Below are 18,236 nucleotides of genomic sequence, written 5' to 3' on the forward strand. Positions count from 1 at the left end.
TTTATGCTTCTGCTCTTACTGTGTATCGTTCAATGCGTTTTTCCTGCTGACCTTCGATTAGCCCTTGAACATAAATGCCTGGTGTGTGAATTGCGTCAGCTTCCAATTCTCCTGGTTCCACCAATTCTTCCACCTCAGCAATCGTTACCGCTCCAGCAGCAGCCATCATCGGGTTAAAGTTTCGCGCCGTTTTGTTATAAACGAGGTTTCCGTGACGGTCTCCTCTCCATGCCCGGACAAGGCTGAAATCTGCTGTCAAACCTTCTTGTAAAAGATAATCCTTTCCATTAAATGTACGGACCTCTTTTCCTTCTGCAATCGGCGTACCGACACCGGCCGGCGTGTAGAAGGCCGGAATCCCAGCTCCTCCTGCGCGGATTTTCTCAGCAAGTGTTCCTTGAGGTGTCAATTCGACTTCCAGCTCTCCGGAGAGCACTTGACGCTCAAACTCTTTGTTTTCTCCGACATATGAGCCTATCATTTTATCAATTTGTTTATTTTTCAAAAGCAGTCCAAGACCCCAATCATCTACCCCACAGTTGTTGGAAATGACCGTCAAATGCTTTACGTTGGATTCGACAAGTGCAAGAATCAAATTCTCAGGAATCCCGACCAGCCCAAATCCTCCTACCATAATTGTTGAATGATCCTTTATATCTTTCACAGCTTCATGAAATGATGAATAAATTTGTTTCATGAGTCATCACACTCCCTTCACTTTATTCCTTGCAAGTTTCATGCCAACTTCACACCCTTATAAGGACAAGGTTTTTGAATTTTTTGTGAAATCGCTTTTACGGAATTTCGGAATTCCGATATCCTCTTTTTTGAAAACCCTTACATAAAGCGAAAAAGAACCATTCCAGAATTTCGGAATGGTTTCCTGGATTCTGGAATGGTTTAAAGGTTGTACTTTTTCACTTTGTCATAAAGGCTTGATTTTCCAATTCCCAGTCGTTGGGCGGCCCTATTTTTATCACCTTCTGTTTCCTGCAATGCTTTTTTAATCGCTTGTTTTTCTGTTTGCTCTACAAGCTGCTTCAAGGTTTCCGCTTCTTCTGATAGGGGGGGGTTTTGCAGGTGAGCAGGAAGATCGCCATATTCAATGGATTCACCATCGGTCATATGAACGGCTGATTCGATGACGTTTTCAAGCTCTCTCACATTACCCGGCCAGTGATAATGGTAAAAAACGTCCTCTACAGCTTTTGAAAATTCCTCTACACGCTTTCCTGTCCGATCTGAAATTTTTTGTAATAGGTATTTGGACAGTACTTTAATGTCCCCTCTCCGCTGACGGAGCGGTGGAATGTCGACCTGTACGACGTTGATCCGATAAAAGAGGTCCTCACGAAACCGCTGTTCACGAATCATTTCTTCAAGCGACTGGTTGGTGGCCGCAATAATTCTCACATCGACTTCCTGAGGCTGAACGGCTCCCACTGCTTCTATTTCACCTTCCTGGAGGGCACGCAAAATTTTAACCTGAGCCCTTAGCGGCATATCTCCAATCTCATCAAGAAACAATGTCCCACCGTGTGCAAGCTGGAATTTACCCGCTTTCCCCCCTTTTTCGCACCCGTGAACGCACCTTCTTGATAGCCGAACAATTCTGCTTCGATTAGATCTTCCGGAATGGCAGCACAATTCACTTTTACGAATGGCTTTGTACTTCGTTCACTAAGGTGATGAATACTGTGGGCGAACAGCTCTTTCCCCGTACCACTTTCACCACGCAAAAGAACAGAAACTTCACTGTGAGCGGTCTTTCGTATTTTCTCCTTCAATTCCAGTACATCCGGAGAACTCGTAATGATATCATGCAGAGAATACTTAGCTCCGTTCTGGTGCTGCATTTGGTTCCGATAGGTTTCCAGCTCAAGGAGCAGATCTTTAATATGTGTGTTCATAATCTTCCATTCATCCGTGTCACGGAACAGAACCATCCCAAGCGCTCCGATCACTTCTCCGTTTTCCCAAAGCGGGATACGGTGAGCAATCATGTAATCTCCACGGATCTGTTGAAGATCAGCCATTTCTTCCTCGCCTGTATCCACGACGATGTGCATCCGGGTGTTTTCAATCACTTCCGTCACATGTCTCCCTTTCACCGTCGTTTGGTCGACATCAATAAACCGGCAGTAGCTCTCATTCATATAAGAAATGCAACCTTCTCGATCGACGACAACAATACAATGTTCTACATTCCCAAACAACGTCTCTAGCACTTGGTTCCGGTAATCCTCAAGCATGGAAAGCATCCCGCACACTCCTCTTTCTTACTATTTAAAATGTTAGCGTTTACAAGACTGTTTATTTAAAGTCTACCAAAACAATCCCGCCCAGACTAGATGGCAACCTAAAAAATACCACACCAGGTCATCCAGTTTCTGGATGACCTGGTGTGGTAAATAATGGATGTTAACCTACTCATCTTTTACATCAATGCCTGGATAGTTTTCCAGCATGTGGATACGTTCCATCATCGTTGGGTGTCCGTAGCGTAAATATTTTACGAGTGCCGGTGGATGCACATCACTTAAGCCATTAACCGTAAGCTCCTGAAAAGATCCCACAGCCGCTTCAGGGTCTTGTGTCATTTCGATGGCATATTGGTCCGCATCTTTTTCCGCATTCCTCGAGATCGCCAATTCCACAGGACTCGAGATAAAGGATAGGATCGTGAGTATGAGAAAAAACATAGGGAGACTGGTAATATCTGATACTTTAGAGAATCCTAACCTTCCCCCCCATCTTTTTGCCACATACTTTAACAGATGGTAAGTAAAGAAAAGACCAAAGAAAGTCGATAGAATCGCTCCTGCTAAATTCCAATACAAGTGGTTCATCACATAGTGCCCAATTTCGTGTGCCATGATAAACAGCACTTCATTTTCTTCCAGGCGGTTCAAAGTCGTGTCCCACAGAACAATTCTTAAATTAGAGCCGATTCCATTCACATAAGCGTTCATACTGTTGGTTTTTTCAGACATATTCACTTCATAAACCCGGTCAGCCGGCACTTCCGCTTCCTGTGCAAGGGAGAGGATTTGAGCTTCCAATTGTTTGTCTTGAAGTTCACTGAAGTCATTGTATAATGGATCGATCACAACAGGTTGCAAGTACATCATGAAAAATAGGAACGGAATCATAAATACCCAGGCCATCAGCCACCAACGTTTCTGAAACTTCTTCATTAAAAAATAAAGAACGGTGATAAGGATGGCCATGATGATGAATCCGATCCAAAAACCGATCAGTTCATCACGCATCCAGCTTGAAAAGCTTTGAGTGGAGATCCCATATTCCACCGACAACCACCGCCTTGCATAATCCAGCGGAAACAACACGATAGTGGTCAAAGTCTGCAATAGTAAAACAAACAGCGGGATTTGTATGATCCGAAAACGAGAGACCTGCCGTCCAAAATTTTTAAAAGCGACGGAAGCTCCAAAAATCATCACGCCAAGGTAAATGATCCACTCCAGCGGCTCCCCGAGGAAGGATAAGAAATTTTGATACCTTGAATATTCCTGGCTTAATTCCAGTTCTTTTTCCGTCATGAAAGTAGCAGGATCCGCTGCCGTTCCTTCATAAGCAGACGGGACGCCGACATCCGTCCATTGGAAAAAATAAAGGCCCAGCAATAGACCATAAAGAGCATACAAAACGAGCGTCCAAATGACGAACTTCTTTTTCACTACGCCACCTCCGCAAAATAGGACTCGTACCATTGTACGAGCATCCATCAACCATTAGAACTGTCTGATCTGTTCAAGACGAGATGTGATGTTTCACATGGAACACTCTTCAAGGAATCTATGAGAAATGGAGGACGCATGTCGATATTCATTAAGTCGTCCAACCGGATCCACTGATAGATTAACCTTTCCCCTTCAAGACCATGAAAAGGCCCTTCTCTAAATTTGGAACCTTCCGTGTACAACAAATAGTAGAACGCCACTTCATGGATATCATTTCCCTCGTACTTAAAGAAATTCTCCACGACCCAAACGGGGCTCCTCACCTCGACTTTGTAACCTAATTCCTCTTTCATCTCCCGTACAATAGAGTCGGTCGACGCTTCTCCAAGCGCAACACCTCCACCGGGAAGCGCCCAGTAAGAATCATCCACCTGCTTATGTACCAGAACATGATCATTTTCAATCATTATCCCGGCTGCCCGGAAGTTGAACCGCTGCCCATTCACACTAAATCGGACATCCCCCGCCATCCGAATCCCTCCTCTTATATGTGTATCTAATAAAACTACTACACTAAAAAACTAAACTCCTGCCCCCTCTGTTGAAGTTCCTCATTTATTGGATGAAAATGGGTGACCAGGTCATACATATTTTGGTAAATAAGCTCAAAAAAACCGGACCCTCTCAGGCCCGGTTTTCACTATCGATTCGCTTACCAAATCTGTTCTACATATTCAGGGTGGTCAATGAATGGATTCCGGTTCCCCTGATAATCACTATAAATCACTTCATTCCGGTTACGTTCAAAATCATCCACGGGATCCTGTTCATGCCATTCCTTCAACACGGACAACTTCCCTAATTCAGGGCCGCTCGTCCCTACATAATCAGCGATTTCGAGATCAAGTTCACCTTGATCTCCCTCATAACGTACCGCCATGTAAAAGATCATTCGTGCCACATCTCCTTTTACAGCATCACGTGGCTCCCACGAATCCCCATCATAATAAGTACCTGGAGCTTCATCCAACGCAGACCCACCATTATCAAAATCCAAATTGCCACGCGAGGAATTGACGGTTACATCAGTCGGACGAAGATGATGAATATCTGTTCCTGCCCCCCTAGACGTTCCAAAATCCCCATGTGACTTCGCCCAGACGTGCTCACGGTTCCAATCATCAACAGATCCACCGTTATCATACTTGCTGTAAGATTTTCCTGAATACAAAAGAAGTACATGGCTTGAGTTGGACGGATCTTCATCCGTATGACGCAGAGCATCCCAAACGTTGGAATAAGAAAGCTCCGTATGGTCGTCAATGATGTTGTGTAGCGTCTGCTTCAATGTATTGCCCGATAAACCTTCCGCTTCATCATAATAAGTACCATCATATGTACCGCCCTCTCCATTACCGTTCCCATCGTCACTTCCACCATCGTCCGTTTGTTTGGAGATCGATGTCACATACTCAATCCCCTGATGAGCGAAGTAGTCATCTCGCGTGCCATCTACACTTATTTTTGTTCCCATTAAACCGGGATTGTTCTGCAGACCATATTCACTGCGGTACTCAGAATCAAGCTTCACAAAAATCATGTCGTCTACTTGCGTTTCATTCACATCATCCGCGAGAGCTAGCGCATAATTACTTGAAAAGTTATCCTGTTCAACCTCATCAATATTCACAGGAACTCCAACAATATACCCTTCAACAGCTACATCTGTGCCATTGGAAGTCGACATGGCTTCATCTACCGTCAACAATCCAGCTGCATGAACCCCATTTGCAGAAAAAATAAAAACAAGACCCATAATTAAACCAAAGATGTTCTTCAAAAGAAGCACTCCCTTTCAAAAAATTAGACCTTCCCCTCTCACTTCCTTCCTATTGCAAAATCTCCTTCATAAAAAACCAAAATTAATACGATCCTCACAGACGATTAACACTGCATTTATATTATTTCCAAATTATGTATGACCAGGTACAACAGAAAATGTAAAATTAATCATGTGAAATATTGAGCAAAGGGGTTGTTTTCTTATAGATAGCGCATTATAATAGAACCATATTAAGAATGTGAATTATTTCACATGAATATCTAAGGAGGATTTATCCATGAAAATTGCAGTTATTGGAAGCACACACGCGGGTACGGCCGCCATTACAAATATGGCAAACCTTTATCCTGAAGCTGAAATTACGGTTTACGAACGAAATGATAACGTTTCTTTTCTCTCCTGCGGTTTAGCCTTGTATGTAGGTGGTGTCGTTGATGATCCACAAGGATTGTTTTATTCTTCACCTGAAGAGCTGCAAGCACTCGGTGTGATGATGAAAATGCAGCATGACGTGGAAACCATTGATACGACGAACCAGACCATCCGAGCTAAAAACCTTGTGACAGGTGAGGTTATTCATGATTCCTATGACAAACTAGTCATGACGACGGGCTCCTGGCCTGTAACTCCACCCATCGAAGGAATTGACCTTGAAAATATTCTACTTGCGAAAAACTATCACCAGGCCAATACAATTATGGAGCGTGCCAAAAATGCCGAGAAAGTGACAGTAGTTGGAGCGGGTTATATCGGTGTCGAACTCGTAGAAGCTTTTGAAAAAGCAGGGAAAGAAGTCACCCTCATCGATGGTGCCGATCGTATCTTAAATAAATATTTGGATGAAGCCTTCACCACCGTTGTCGAAAACGACTTTACTGATCGTGGCATTCATCTTGCTATGAACGAAACCGTCCGGCTCTTCGAAGGTACAAACGGAGCGGTAACTAAAGTAAAAACAAATAAGGCTACGTACGAAACAGACCTTGTCATCCTTTGCGTCGGCTTCCGTCCAAATACAGAGCTTTTACAAGGAAAAGTTGACATGCTGGAAAACGGGGCACTCATGGTCGATGAATATATGCAGACAAGTGATCCGAATATTTTTGCTGCGGGTGACTGCTGTGCAGTCCCATACAACCCTACCGGTGGTCACATGTATATTCCTCTTGCTACGAACGCCGTGCGCATGGGAACGCTGGCTGCTCGAAACTTGAATGGACCTGTTATGAAGCACGTGGGCACGCAAGGTACATCTGGGCTTCACATTTATGATCTCAACATGGCATCTACCGGACTTACGGAAACATCCGCCCAACTTTTAAATGTTCATGTGAAAAACATCACAATCAATGACACCCACCGCCCGGCTTTTATGCCAACTGCGGAAAACGTCCTGTTGAAAGTTACCATTGATCCTGTTTCCCGACGGATTATCGGAGCACAAGTCCTATCAAAGGCCGATGTCACCCAGTCCATCAATACGATGAGTGTTTGCATTCAAACAGGGATGACAATCGACGAACTTGCCTATACCGACTTCTTTTTCCAGCCACACTTCAATCAGCCGTGGAACTTTTTGAATAAAGCCGGTCTGGAAGCTCAATCTCATGAACCTGCACGAGTTGTGGAACATGCCTAAACAACATCCCCCATGGATGACCCATGGGGGATGTTTGATTTACGTTTATCCAAGGTTTTTCTATAACGTTTTTTGACCGGCCCCCATTTGCCCGGACCTCCGTTATGACAGGCACCTCCAGGGTTTATTGCCTATTTATCCCCCGGTAAACAGAAGAGAATCCTAGAACTGATAGCGGGAAACGACTCGATCAATGACTTTGTCAATATCCGCTTCATTCACTTCATAGTTGGTGACAAACCGGACCGTGTTCCGTCCAAATGGTACCACCAATATACCTTCACTTTTTAAAAACTGGACAAATGATTCAGCAGTTTCGCCAATTCCATCTACATGAACGATCACGATATTCGTTTCTACTTTCTCTAATTTCAACCCTTTTACATGCCGAAGCCCATTTGCCAACTGTCTAGCGTGGGCATGATCTTCTCCAAGACGATTAACCATCCTGGTCAACGCTACATAAGCAGGTGCGGCAATCATTCCGACCTGGCGCATACCTCCACCGAGACGCTTTCTCCATTTTCGGGCGCGACTGATAAAATCATAGGAGCCCGCAATAATGGATCCTACCGGTGCGCCTAAACCTTTTGATAAACACACTTGTACAGTATCCGTTTGGTCCGCATAACGCTTTAAAGAAACACCGGAAGCGACTGAAGCATTAAACAACCGCGCCCCGTCCAGGTGAACCGGTATACCAGCCTCTCTCGCCACTTCATAAACGGCCTGCATATTCTCAAGTGGAACGACCACTCCCCCCGCTTTGTTATGCGTATTTTCAAGACAAATCAAGCTTGTCTTTGGAAAATGGATGTCATCTGGTCGAATAGCCGCTTTCACATCTCCCGGATTCATCACGCCCCGCTTTCCCTGAATGGTGCGAGGCTGAACTCCGGCAAACGCTGACATGGAAGCTCCTTCATAAAGAAAAAGGTGAGCGTTTGCTTCCAAAAGCACTTCATCTCCAGGTTGGCAGTGCGTTAGAACAGCGATTTGATTCCCCTGCGTTCCACTACTCACAAATAACGCCGCTTCTTTCCCCAGCATTTCTGCAGCCTCTGCCTCCAGTTTCTTTACCGTCGGATCTTCTTCAAACACATCATCCCCGACTTCCGCTTCAAGCGCTGCCTGGCGCATAGCCATCGTTGGCTTCGTTACTGTATCACTTCGTAAATCAATCATATGTAGACCTCCTCTTTATATCTATTGTATGGAATGATTCCTGGTTTGGAAAAAGTTATGGATGATTTTCGCATAAAAAGGATTCATTCCAATATAAAGGTGTACTTTCAAGCCGATTTCCATAAATTTTTCTTGTCTTGAAACGCTTGCAAATGAGATACTCTTTTGCATGGTCAAATGTTAAAGAAAGAAAGGATCTTACCATGGAACAAATAACCAAAGTATTCATAGAAATAAATAGTTTCTTATGGGGACCGCTCATGCTGCTCTTCCTTCTTGGTACCGGGATATGGCTCACACTTCAACTTCGCTTCATCCAAGTGCGCTCTCTTGGTCAAGGATTCAAGCAGACTTTTGCCCCTCTTCTCAAAAAAGACAAAACAGAAGGCATCCATTCCTTCAAAGCTTTAGCCACTTCCATATCAGCTCAAGTAGGAACGGGAAATCTGGCAGGTGTCGCCACCGCCATTGCAGCTGGTGGACCTGGTGCGATTTTCTGGATGTGGATCAGCTCGTTTTTCGGAATGGCCACCATTTTTGCTGAAGCTGTCCTTGCTCAACTTTACAAAGTGAAAAAAGGGAATCAAGTTCACGGAGGGCCTGCCTATTACATCCGTGACGGACTCGGCAGTAAATGGCTGGCAGGCTTCTTCGCCATAGCTATCATCATCGCTCTCGGATTCGTCGGGAACATGGTGCAGTCCAACGCAATTGCGACGGCCATGAATGAAGCGGTGGGCACAAGTTCCACAGGGTTAAACCTCGGTCTTGGCATAGCCATCGCCTTTTTCATCGGCCTCATTTTATTTGGAGGAATTACCAGGATCTCGACCTTTGCAGGAAATGTCGTCCCTGTAATGGCCCTTCTCTATATCATCGGAAGCCTCATCATCATGGTGAACTTCTGGGATCAGGTGCTTCCTACCCTGGAGTTGATTGTACAATCCGCGATCAGTCCAGAAGCTGCGGGCGGTGGTGTACTGGGAGCGACAATTAAAGAAGCCATCCGTTATGGAATTGCACGGGGTCTATTCTCAAACGAGGCTGGCATGGGTTCGACTCCGCATGCTCACGCGATTGCTGACGTTAAACGTCCTTCTGATCAAGGGCTCGTCGCTATGGTCGGTGTCTTCATCGATACGGTCATCATTTGTACACTGACGGCGATGGTTATATTAATTACAGATGCCCACCAAACAGGTTTAGAAGGAAGCGCAATTACTCAGGAAGGATTTGCCCGAGGACTCGGTGAATTCGGCATACCTTTCATTGCCATTTGTCTATTGTTTTTCGCGTTCACTACGATTCTTGGCTGGGCCTACTTTGGTGAAGTGAACGTGAAGTTCTTGTTCGGAGAAAAAGGGGTTCCTTTCTACCGTGCCATCGTATTACTGTTCATCGTAGCCGGATCCCTCGTACAAGTGGATTTCGTGTGGCAGATGGCGGATACATTCAATGCGCTCATGGTCATTCCAAACTTGATCGCCATTCTTGCCTTAACGAAAATAATAAAAAACACATGGAAACAAGATCAACTCTCATAAAAAGACCGGCACTGAGCCGGTCTTTTTTTTGGCTTTTCTAAAAGGAAGATTCCCTCGGAATTGGATCCGCTCCTGATGGTCTCATCAAAATCCTGAAGTGAAGAAGAATAACTTCATGTAAATATCTAGTAAAAAAGCAGGAGAAGATTCATTTTACCGCGTATTCATAGAGGAGGTTAAGAAAGGAGAAACCACCATGTCTTTATTTTCTATTATCCTGATCCTCCATATTATCGCAGGATTTACAGCACTCAGTGTGTTTTGGATACCAATCGTTACGAAAAAAGGAGGGAAAATCCACCGGAAAGTCGGATGGGTTTATGTCACCGCGATGTATACGGTAGCCCTTTCCGCTCTTTATATGGGGATTTTCCGTATCGTATCTGATTCCACCACTCCAGAAGGACGTGCATTTTCCTTCTTCCTGCTTTTTATCGCAACGTTAAGCGCCGCTACAGCGTGGACAGGGATTCGCGTTTTACGATTCAAACGGCGGACAACTGTGCATCGCAACGTGTATGACCTTGGAATATCAACATTGCTCATCCTGATGTCTATCATGACAATGACGGTAGGGTGGATTTATGCCTTCCCATTGCTGAAGTTCTTCCCCCTGCTCGGAATATTTCTTGGAAGCAGCCAGTTGTATTACTGGCTTACCCCGCCAAAAAATAAAATGCACTGGTACTTTGAGCATTTCGAAAGTCTGATTGGATGTTCAATTGCAACCATCACAGCCTTTACCGTTTTCGGTGCTCCCCGTCTGTTGAACATATCGAGTATAAGTATTTGGTTATGGCTGCTCCCTACGTTCGTTCTAACTCCGTTGATTTATCTGTTCAATTATCATTACAGAAAAAAGTTCAACATTCAGAAGGTAAAAAAGCAAAGCGCCTAAACTCTCGGGAGTCGTTATCATCAGACAATTTTTGATGGTAAAAAAACAAGCAAATGCAGGTGGATTGATTGAGAAAGCTTCCCTTTTTCTTTATGCACATGTGGAAAAGAGAGACTAACGATAATAGTTACCCACAATTGTCCACAGACTTATGCACAAACCTTGTTAATTTTCTGATATTCACAGCTTTCCCAAATATATAAACAGGTTATCAACAGAAATTATCCACATATACACATCTGTTGAATCTATATGGTATAGGAAAATATGTTCGCTACCATATATGACACTTATCCAGAATAATATTCACACCCTGTGGACAATTTCCACTAAAATTTTGTAGCATTTTAGCGAAAGATGACAATAAAAAGAGAGTATCTATCCATAAGATACTCTCTTCTTTATTATTCTTGAGATCCCAGAGTCAATGTAGTCGTCGATTGCTCTCCATCCCTATAGAATGTGACTTTCATCTCTTCTCCCGGGTCTTTTTCATTGTATAAGTACTTACGCAAATCAATGATATCCGCCACGGGCTCTCCATCAAGAGCAGTAATGACATCGAGCGGCTCCAAGCCTGCTTTTGCAGCTGGTGACATCTGACGGATGCTCCGGATATAGAGTCCTCCATCAACATCCTCTGGCAGATTCAAAGTTTTGCTCCACTCTGAAGTCGGAACTTCATTCAGTCCATATGCTTCAATTCCGATATAAGGGCGGTTCACCTGACCATACTGTTCAAGTTCATCGATGATCGGTTTGGCAGAATCGATCGGTATAGCAAAACCGATTCCTTCGACAGAGGATTGAGCAATCTTCATGGAGTTAATGCCGATCAACTGACCCTCAATGTTTATTAAAGCCCCTCCACTGTTTCCTGGGTTAATGGCCGCATCCGTTTGAATGACTTCAGCCTGCCAGTCTTCCATTCCGTCTCCATTGAAATCCTGAGGAATCGCTCGTTCTTTCCCACTGATAATGCCTTGAGTGACAGACCCTGCAAAGCTTAAACCAAGGGGGTTTCCGATAGCAATGGCCGGCTCACCGACTTTCAGGTTCTCGGAAGTGCCGAGTTCTGCCACCTGTTCTACTTGATCCGCCGGCATTTTCAATACGGCCAAATCAGTAAATAGGTCTCCACCAATCAGTTGTGCTTTGACCCTTGTTTCATCGGCCAGGACAACTTCAATTTCACTAGCTCCTTCAATGACGTGATTGTTCGTCACTACATAAGCGGTCCCATTTTCCTTTTTATAGATGACCCCGGATCCGACTCCTGCCTGCTGGGAGGAGTCCCCTTCCTGCTGCCAGAAATCCTGGCGGGTTTGCAGGTTGACGACCCCTACGACTGAAGGTGTCACTTTTTCAACCACTTCAGTAATTTGAGTATTGACGTCGAGTTGGACATTTTTCGTCGTGCCTCCTGTCAATCCCTGGTCATCTTCAACAAGCCCGCTCTCGTCTTCAGGAATGGTCATATCATATGGAAGCAACTCCGTCTGCACTAGCGCAGGGAGAGCAAGCAAGACAAGGACAGCTCCTAACACTCCACCGACAATCGTCGGCATGACCCATCGCCTGCGCTGCTGCTTTCGCTGACGTTGAGGAGAATGATCATCATAATAACCCACGCCTTTTTCACCTTACCTTTCTTACGTGCTCCGTAGATTTCTAAGGTTCTGTTACCTTATTCTTTACTATTTCAAACCTTTTAAACCTCAAAGATCGGGGTTGCTTCCTGTGGATCCGTATCATGAAGTTCCAGTCGGCTTCCCACTTCAAAGCCCCGCTCTTCTAAAACATTTTTAACAGACATATGGGCCAGATCTTTCATATTATTATCCAGGCTCAAATGGGCCAGATAGATTCTTTTCGTTTGGTCTGTGATGATATCTGTTAACGCCAGCGCACAATCCTCATTAGAAACGTGACCAGAATCCCCAAGAATCCTACGTTTCACGTTCCAAGGGTACCTCCCCATCCGGAGCATACTAACATCATGATTTGATTCAAAAATATAAGCATCGGCACCCTCCACGGTTTTCTTGATGCGTTCAGATACATAGCCAAGATCCGTGACGAGAGCAATCTTTTTCCCATCTTTATGAAACGTATAAAACATCGGTTCTGCAGCATCATGAGATACAGCAAACGATTCGACATCAAGACCACCGAATGTTTTTGTTTCTTCCATAGTAAAGTGGAACTTCTGATCGATAGAAAGTTTACCGATTTGTCCTTCCATCGCCTTCCACGTTTTTTCGTTCGCATAAATCGGGAGGTTGTAACGACGTGCCATAATTCCGAGCCCTTTAATGTGGTCACTATGTTCATGAGTCACAAGGATACGCGATAAGGAATGAGGATCGATATTGACTTGATCCATCAGACCTTCCATCTTCTTGCCACTCAACCCTGCATCCACTAGTATTCTTTCATCCCCTGATTCAATATAGAAGGCGTTCCCCGTACTTCCTGAGGCCAGTACACTAAATCTCATGCTCATTCCATACACTCCATTTAATCATTTTCTCTATTTTCATTCGCTGCCGTTTGATCATCTTCTACATTTCTTAGCCCATGCTCGTTTTTCACATCAGAAATAAAGGATTCTTCATCGATATATTCAATAATTGTGCCGTCGAAGGTGTATAGAAAATGGTTCCTCTCCCCATTTACAGTCACTTTCCAAGTGGAGGCGAACACTTGAGCTTCATTATCTTCGCCAGCAGGAAGACTATAGCTGGTATGATAGCCAATATCCATCGACGTAATTTCATCCCCTGCCTCAATTTCATTGTTATTCAATAAAATTCTGATCGCACTTAACGGCTCTATTTGAACTTCCGTTTCATTGGAGGTTCCTGAAAATTCCCCATCTTCAAAAGCAAGCAATGTAGCTACATAGCCTGTAATCTTTCCATCGACAATATTCAATAATAAATATCCATTATTGTTAAAGTAAATCGTCTTGTTATTTTTTGCTTGGAAAAAAAGAGCTGCTTCTTCCTCTTCATTCCACCCCCAGTAAGAGTAGCGGGGGGCAAAAGGAACAAGGTCTGATACGACACTTTGCATCGTATCCTCGGTGACTTCTACCGGATCATCCAACGTGACTTGTAAAACCTGGCCATTCTGCTTGATTTCAATCTCTTTATCGCTGTCATCCATTTCCTCAATTTGTTCCATGACATCATCAGGGAACGAATGGGTACTTCTTGATTCAATCTCAGCAGCTTCCGGTATTTCCTCAGGAATGGCATCATTCGCAACGGAAATTTCGTTGGCTTCCAGTTCAGCTTCAATACTTTCAGCTACGGTTGATATCTGACCGACTTCATCCTCCGCTTGCTTGTTCAGAAACTGATACAGCAGGAATAAATCCAGTATTAAAAAACTCACTATGAATAATGTTTTAATTTGACCCCACTGCATACTTTGCCTCCTTGCTATGATACCTCTTCATTCTGGGACCTCTCGTCAGGATATACAGTCGTCCAACCGCTGTTTGTAAGCATATACCACTCAGGAATCAAGTCGTACACCAGGTCGTTCCTTTGTTCTTTCAGTGTGTACATGATCTCAATATCTTTGATTTTATCCGTATCCAATTCTCCATTTCGCTTAAGATCCAACAGCACATCTTCACCGGAAGGCAGGTTGGTAGCATTTTCATTGATGCTGCTGTACTGGACGAGCGGACGATCATATTCTTGAATCTGCCCTTGCTGATAGCTTAATTGAATGGTTGCGAGTCGATAAGTTTCGACGTTTTCCATTACCGGCCGATCATTGAAATAGAGGCGGTAACGGACTTCATCGCGACCACTCCAAATAGCATTCAATCGGTAATCATTCGTCCATCCTAAATGACTGTTCACATCTTCCATGCTTTGCACGAACAATTCATATTCCGTCAAATTTCTCTGATTTGCTGAGTTAGGAATCGTCAAATCATATTCCATCCGCTTATCGTACTGTGTCAAACGACGCTGGAATGTTTTCGTGATATTGTCCCCGTTATCGGTCTGAGATTTGAACACTCTTGTGTTCGAAGGGAAAATATCATTCTGGATCGGTTTCACATTAACCGCTCCTGTTTCAAGCACGTACTCGGAGATGTTCACGGTTTCCCTCGGTACATAAATATGGGAAGCATTCGACTCATCATCAGATCCGGTCTGCAGAATATCCTCAGCACGGGACATTTCTGTAAGTTCTCCTTTATTATCGAGCTCCTGCATGGCACGCTCGCCTGCAGCGGCACTGATATCTGCCTGCAGGACATTCTCACTTCCAGAAGGATCGCTATTAACGAACCAAAGTTCATAGGAGGAGCTGGCAGAAGCACTCTCCTCCTGGGAATGACTCAGCAAAAACACCCGGTTGAAATTGCCTTGAAGCCCCTCCAGTTGCCCTCCTTGGTTCACTTGAAACAGGTCACTGATGACTTGGATAGGCAGAGTGGAAGGAAAAATAATTTCCACGATGACCGAATGATTATCCAGATTAATGGTGCGAGGGCTGGGGTCCAGATTTGACAAGTTCCACTGCTTCATTTGCTGTTGATAAAAAGCTGTCCGATCGATATTATCTTTGAATGAATAAAAGGTCCCCTGTTCGTGGAAAATGACCTCATCCGGTGGAATCAGGCTCTGGACCGTCCGCTCAGCACCGATTTCTTTCAGTTTGGTATCTTCTATCAGGACATCCTCCTTTAAGGTTTCATTCACTGGTTGATATGTCCAAAGAGCGATCGTCAAAACTAAACTAAAAGCGATGAGTATGACCAAGATAACGGACTTCATGGTTTCTTTCTTCATGACTGTCCCCTCCGCTTCTGACTCATGAGCGGTAATGTAAAGTAGACAGTCGTACCTTGTCCTTCACGACTTTCCGCCCATATTTTTCCGTGGTGAGCTTCAATCATTTCCCGGGCAATAGCAAGGCCCAGACCGGTCCCGCCCATTTCTCTGGCGCGTGATTTATCGACACGATAGAAACGATCGAAGATTTTATCCACTGTATCGGGAGGCATACCGATTCCTTCATCGGTAACACTAACTTTCAATTGTTTCTTGGTGGAGTGAGCATTGAACTTTATGCTCCCACCTTCTGGTGAGTATTTAATAGCATTGGAAATGATATTATCCAACACCTGCGTGATTTTGTCCTTGTCCATCCATACATACATATCTTTGTTCGACAAATTACGGACAAAATTCACCTTTTCATCTTTATTCATGGCAAACCGATCAATAACATGGCCAAAGAAGCTGACGAATTCTACACGTTCTTTCATGAGTGTCGTTTCTTTGTGATCCATCTTCGTCAGCTGGAGAAGATCATTGACCAACCGGATCATGCGGTCCGTTTCATTTTGTGTCACATCAAGGAACCGTGGGGCAATTTCCGCATCCTGCCACGCTCCGTCATTCAATGCTTCAATATAACTCCGCATCGTTGTCAACGGTGTCCTCAACTCATGAGATACATTTGAAACAAATTCTCTCCGCTCTTTCTCGACACGTTGTTGTTCCGTCACATCACTGATAACGGTAATGAAGCCATTCATGTCATGGTTCTCATCTTCTACCAGAGAAAAGTTTGCTTTTAAGAGAAGATGATTCTCTTCACCACTTAAATCGATGATCATAGACCCAGCTTCTTCCACTTCTGATATGTCTTCGATTTGATCATTCAAATCCAACACATCGACAAGGGATTGGCCCTGGACTTCTTCAAATGTATGTCCGATTAATTTGGATGCAGGGGCATTCATTAATGTAATGGCACCGAGACGATCGGTAGCTATCACACCATCAGACATGTTGGAGAGGACAGAACTCAACTTTCGCCGTTCCCCTTCGGTTGTGGCCGTAGCAAGCTTCAATTTATCGTTCAAATCATTGAACGTATGACCAAGCTGTCCAATTTCGTCGTTTCCTTTCACATCCACTTTCTGTGAAAAGTCACCAGTCGCCATGACTTGAGCCTGTCTCTTCATTTCTGTCAGTGGTTTTGTAATGGTTCGGGCCACCAAAATGCCGAGCAAAGCCGTAACTGTGATGGCTAAGACCGTCCCCTTGGCGAAAATGCTGATAATTTCTCCCAGCTGTTCATAAATATCGTTCATATAAACTTCATAATAAAGAGCCCCGACAATTTCATTCCCGGACTCATCAGTGATTGGATTCGTCCCGCGAAAAAGACGGTTGTTCGTTCCTTCTTCCCTCCGCGGTTCCGGCTCTGTCGCCTCTCCAAACAAGAACACCTTCGTAATGGCGGTGTCCGTCACTTTTTTCCCAACGGGAGACTGATCGCTCGTCGTCGTTGCAGCCAGCACTTTCTGGTTGCTGTCTACGACCCACAGCTTCCCGATATTCGTATTATCATCACTGAAGTCATTGAGGAGGCTTTGGAGATCTGCATCCAAAGGCAGCGCCTCTTCCCCACGCTCTGTGTTGAAGGCGTTCTGCAAGCTGTAGGTCAAGGAATTCAGCTGCCCTTCGATTGAACTCGTAAAGTTGGTTTCCAACTGCTCTTCCAACCGATCCACAAAATAGACACCAATAACTTGAATGCCTAATAACAATAACAAAATGTACACAAGAATCAGTTTCAGCCTGACCGACTGAAAAAAGCCCACTTCTTTCATAAAAGCCTTACTCCTGCTCTGGGTTTCTTAGGTAGTAGCCCACTCCACGACGGGTAACGATCCACATCGGGTTACTAGGGTTCTCTTCAATTTTTTCACGCAGGCGGCGGACGGTCACATCAACAGTACGGACATCGCCGTAGTAGTCATAACCCCATACAGTTTCAAGCAAGTGCTCCCGTGTCATCACTTGTCCGATGTGACGGGCAAGGTAGTGAAGAAGCTCAAATTCACGATGTGTAAGCTCGATATGATTCCCATCGCGGGTAACCGTGTAGGCATCCGGGTGGATGGCAAGGCGTCCGATTTCTATGTCCTTCGTTTGCTGGGCACTGTCTTCCGGTTCCTGTTGTTGACGACGCAGATTCGCTTTCACACGTGCGATCAACTCCCGGTTGCTGAATGGTTTGGTTACATAGTCATCCGCACCCATTTCCAGACCGAGAACTTTATCAATTTCTGCATCTTTAGCTGTAAGCATGATAATAGGCATATTATGACGCTTCCTCACCTCGCGGCAGACTTCATTTCCGTCTTTATTCGGCAGCATAATATCCAGAAGAATCAATTCCGGTTCTTCTGCGTCCGCCTTTTCAATGGCCTCATCTCCATCGTACGCACATACGACTTCATAGCCCTCTTTTTCTAAGTTGAATTTCAATATATCCGCAATTGGTTTTTCATCATCGACCACTAAAATTTTCTGTGCCATATTCCGTCACATCCCTTTCTCGTCATCATTTCTTTCTCTCATTTTAACTTATT

The 18,236-nt window shown here is 44.5% G+C and carries 14 protein-coding genes and 1 pseudogene; 3 read left to right on the forward strand and 12 right to left on the reverse strand.

Annotation, left to right across the window (positions count from 1 at the left end; genetic code table 11):
• Position 1: 1 nt before the first annotated feature.
• From ACXADE_RS19430 to ACXADE_RS19450, 5 genes and pseudogenes are all read right to left on the reverse strand, one after another.
• On the reverse strand, positions 2-697 hold the full coding sequence (locus ACXADE_RS19430; RefSeq protein ID WP_474982071.1) for a CoA transferase subunit A: 696 nt from the start codon (positions 695-697) through the stop codon (positions 2-4).
• 203 nt (positions 698-900) lie between these two features.
• Positions 901-2,261: pseudogene (locus ACXADE_RS19435) on the reverse strand (sigma-54 interaction domain-containing protein).
• 165 nt (positions 2,262-2,426) lie between these two features.
• Entirely contained in the window at positions 2,427-3,701 is a 1,275-nt protein-coding gene (locus ACXADE_RS19440) for a M48 family metallopeptidase (RefSeq protein WP_474982072.1), read from the reverse strand.
• A gap of 47 nt (positions 3,702-3,748) precedes the next feature.
• On the reverse strand, positions 3,749-4,234 hold the full coding sequence (locus ACXADE_RS19445; protein WP_474982073.1) for an NUDIX hydrolase: 486 nt from the start codon (positions 4,232-4,234) through the stop codon (positions 3,749-3,751).
• A gap of 182 nt (positions 4,235-4,416) precedes the next feature.
• The gene (locus ACXADE_RS19450) at positions 4,417-5,553 is read right to left on the reverse strand and encodes an endonuclease (RefSeq protein WP_474982074.1); all 1,137 of its coding nucleotides are present in this window, start codon (positions 5,551-5,553) and stop codon (positions 4,417-4,419) included.
• Positions 5,554-5,824: 271 nt separating this feature from the next.
• On the opposite strand from ACXADE_RS19450, the gene ACXADE_RS19455 reads away from it, so the two are divergent.
• Positions 5,825-7,186, forward strand: a complete 1,362-nt coding sequence (locus tag ACXADE_RS19455) for an FAD-dependent oxidoreductase (protein ID WP_474982075.1) — start codon at positions 5,825-5,827, stop codon at positions 7,184-7,186.
• Between the two features lie 162 nt (positions 7,187-7,348).
• Here the strand turns inward: ACXADE_RS19455 and ltaE are convergent, their stop codons facing one another.
• Positions 7,349-8,371, reverse strand: a complete 1,023-nt coding sequence (gene ltaE / locus ACXADE_RS19460) for a low-specificity L-threonine aldolase (protein WP_474982076.1) — start codon at positions 8,369-8,371, stop codon at positions 7,349-7,351.
• Positions 8,372-8,574: 203 nt separating this feature from the next.
• Between ltaE and ACXADE_RS19465 the strand changes: the two genes are divergently transcribed.
• Positions 8,575-9,915, forward strand: coding sequence for an alanine/glycine:cation symporter family protein (locus ACXADE_RS19465; protein ID WP_474982077.1), 1,341 nt, complete (start codon positions 8,575-8,577; stop codon positions 9,913-9,915).
• Between the two features lie 196 nt (positions 9,916-10,111).
• A complete protein-coding gene (locus ACXADE_RS19470; RefSeq protein ID WP_474982078.1) occupies positions 10,112-10,813 on the forward strand; it encodes a DUF2306 domain-containing protein in 702 nt (233 codons plus the stop codon).
• 404 nt (positions 10,814-11,217) lie between these two features.
• Here the strand turns inward: ACXADE_RS19470 and ACXADE_RS19475 are convergent, their stop codons facing one another.
• The 6 genes from ACXADE_RS19475 to yycF form a co-directional block, all read right to left on the reverse strand.
• Positions 11,218-12,444, reverse strand: a complete 1,227-nt coding sequence (locus ACXADE_RS19475) for a S1C family serine protease (protein ID WP_474982079.1) — start codon at positions 12,442-12,444, stop codon at positions 11,218-11,220.
• Between the two features lie 80 nt (positions 12,445-12,524).
• Positions 12,525-13,319: an MBL fold metallo-hydrolase gene (locus ACXADE_RS19480; RefSeq protein WP_474982080.1), complete on the reverse strand. Its 795-nt coding sequence runs from the start codon at positions 13,317-13,319 to the stop codon at positions 12,525-12,527.
• A 14-nt stretch (positions 13,320-13,333) separates the two neighbouring features.
• Positions 13,334-14,248, reverse strand: a complete 915-nt coding sequence (locus ACXADE_RS19485) for a two-component system regulatory protein YycI (protein WP_474982081.1) — start codon at positions 14,246-14,248, stop codon at positions 13,334-13,336.
• A 14-nt stretch (positions 14,249-14,262) separates the two neighbouring features.
• The gene (locus ACXADE_RS19490) at positions 14,263-15,636 is read right to left on the reverse strand and encodes a YycH family regulatory protein (protein ID WP_474982082.1); all 1,374 of its coding nucleotides are present in this window, start codon (positions 15,634-15,636) and stop codon (positions 14,263-14,265) included.
• Positions 15,633-17,471 (reverse strand): cell wall metabolism sensor histidine kinase WalK, encoded by a 1,839-nt coding sequence (gene walK, locus ACXADE_RS19495; RefSeq protein ID WP_474982083.1) that lies wholly within the window; start codon positions 17,469-17,471, stop codon positions 15,633-15,635. The genes ACXADE_RS19490 and walK overlap by 4 nt, the downstream gene beginning before the upstream one ends.
• A gap of 7 nt (positions 17,472-17,478) precedes the next feature.
• Positions 17,479-18,183 (reverse strand): response regulator YycF, encoded by a 705-nt coding sequence (gene yycF / locus ACXADE_RS19500; protein ID WP_474982084.1) that lies wholly within the window; start codon positions 18,181-18,183, stop codon positions 17,479-17,481.
• Between the last annotated feature and the right edge of the window lie 53 nt (positions 18,184-18,236).

Source organism: Halobacillus sp. ABR2_026 (assembly GCF_056158545.1).

Coding starts and splice junctions, on each gene's coding strand:
- ACXADE_RS19470 (WP_474982078.1), top strand. CDS start 10,112: ATGTCTTTATTTTCTATTATCCTGATCCTCCATATTATCGCAGGATTT.
- walK (WP_474982083.1), bottom strand. CDS start 17,471: ATGAAAGAAGTGGGCTTTTTTCAGTCGGTCAGGCTGAAACTGATTCTT.
- ACXADE_RS19465 (WP_474982077.1), top strand. CDS start 8,575: ATGGAACAAATAACCAAAGTATTCATAGAAATAAATAGTTTCTTATGG.
- ACXADE_RS19430 (WP_474982071.1), bottom strand. CDS start 697: ATGAAACAAATTTATTCATCATTTCATGAAGCTGTGAAAGATATAAAG.
- ACXADE_RS19455 (WP_474982075.1), top strand. CDS start 5,825: ATGAAAATTGCAGTTATTGGAAGCACACACGCGGGTACGGCCGCCATT.
- yycF (WP_474982084.1), bottom strand. CDS start 18,183: ATGGCACAGAAAATTTTAGTGGTCGATGATGAAAAACCAATTGCGGAT.
- ACXADE_RS19490 (WP_474982082.1), bottom strand. CDS start 15,636: ATGAAGAAAGAAACCATGAAGTCCGTTATCTTGGTCATACTCATCGCT.
- ACXADE_RS19445 (WP_474982073.1), bottom strand. CDS start 4,234: ATGGCGGGGGATGTCCGATTTAGTGTGAATGGGCAGCGGTTCAACTTC.
- ltaE (WP_474982076.1), bottom strand. CDS start 8,371: ATGATTGATTTACGAAGTGATACAGTAACGAAGCCAACGATGGCTATG.
- ACXADE_RS19480 (WP_474982080.1), bottom strand. CDS start 13,319: ATGAGCATGAGATTTAGTGTACTGGCCTCAGGAAGTACGGGGAACGCC.
- ACXADE_RS19485 (WP_474982081.1), bottom strand. CDS start 14,248: ATGCAGTGGGGTCAAATTAAAACATTATTCATAGTGAGTTTTTTAATA.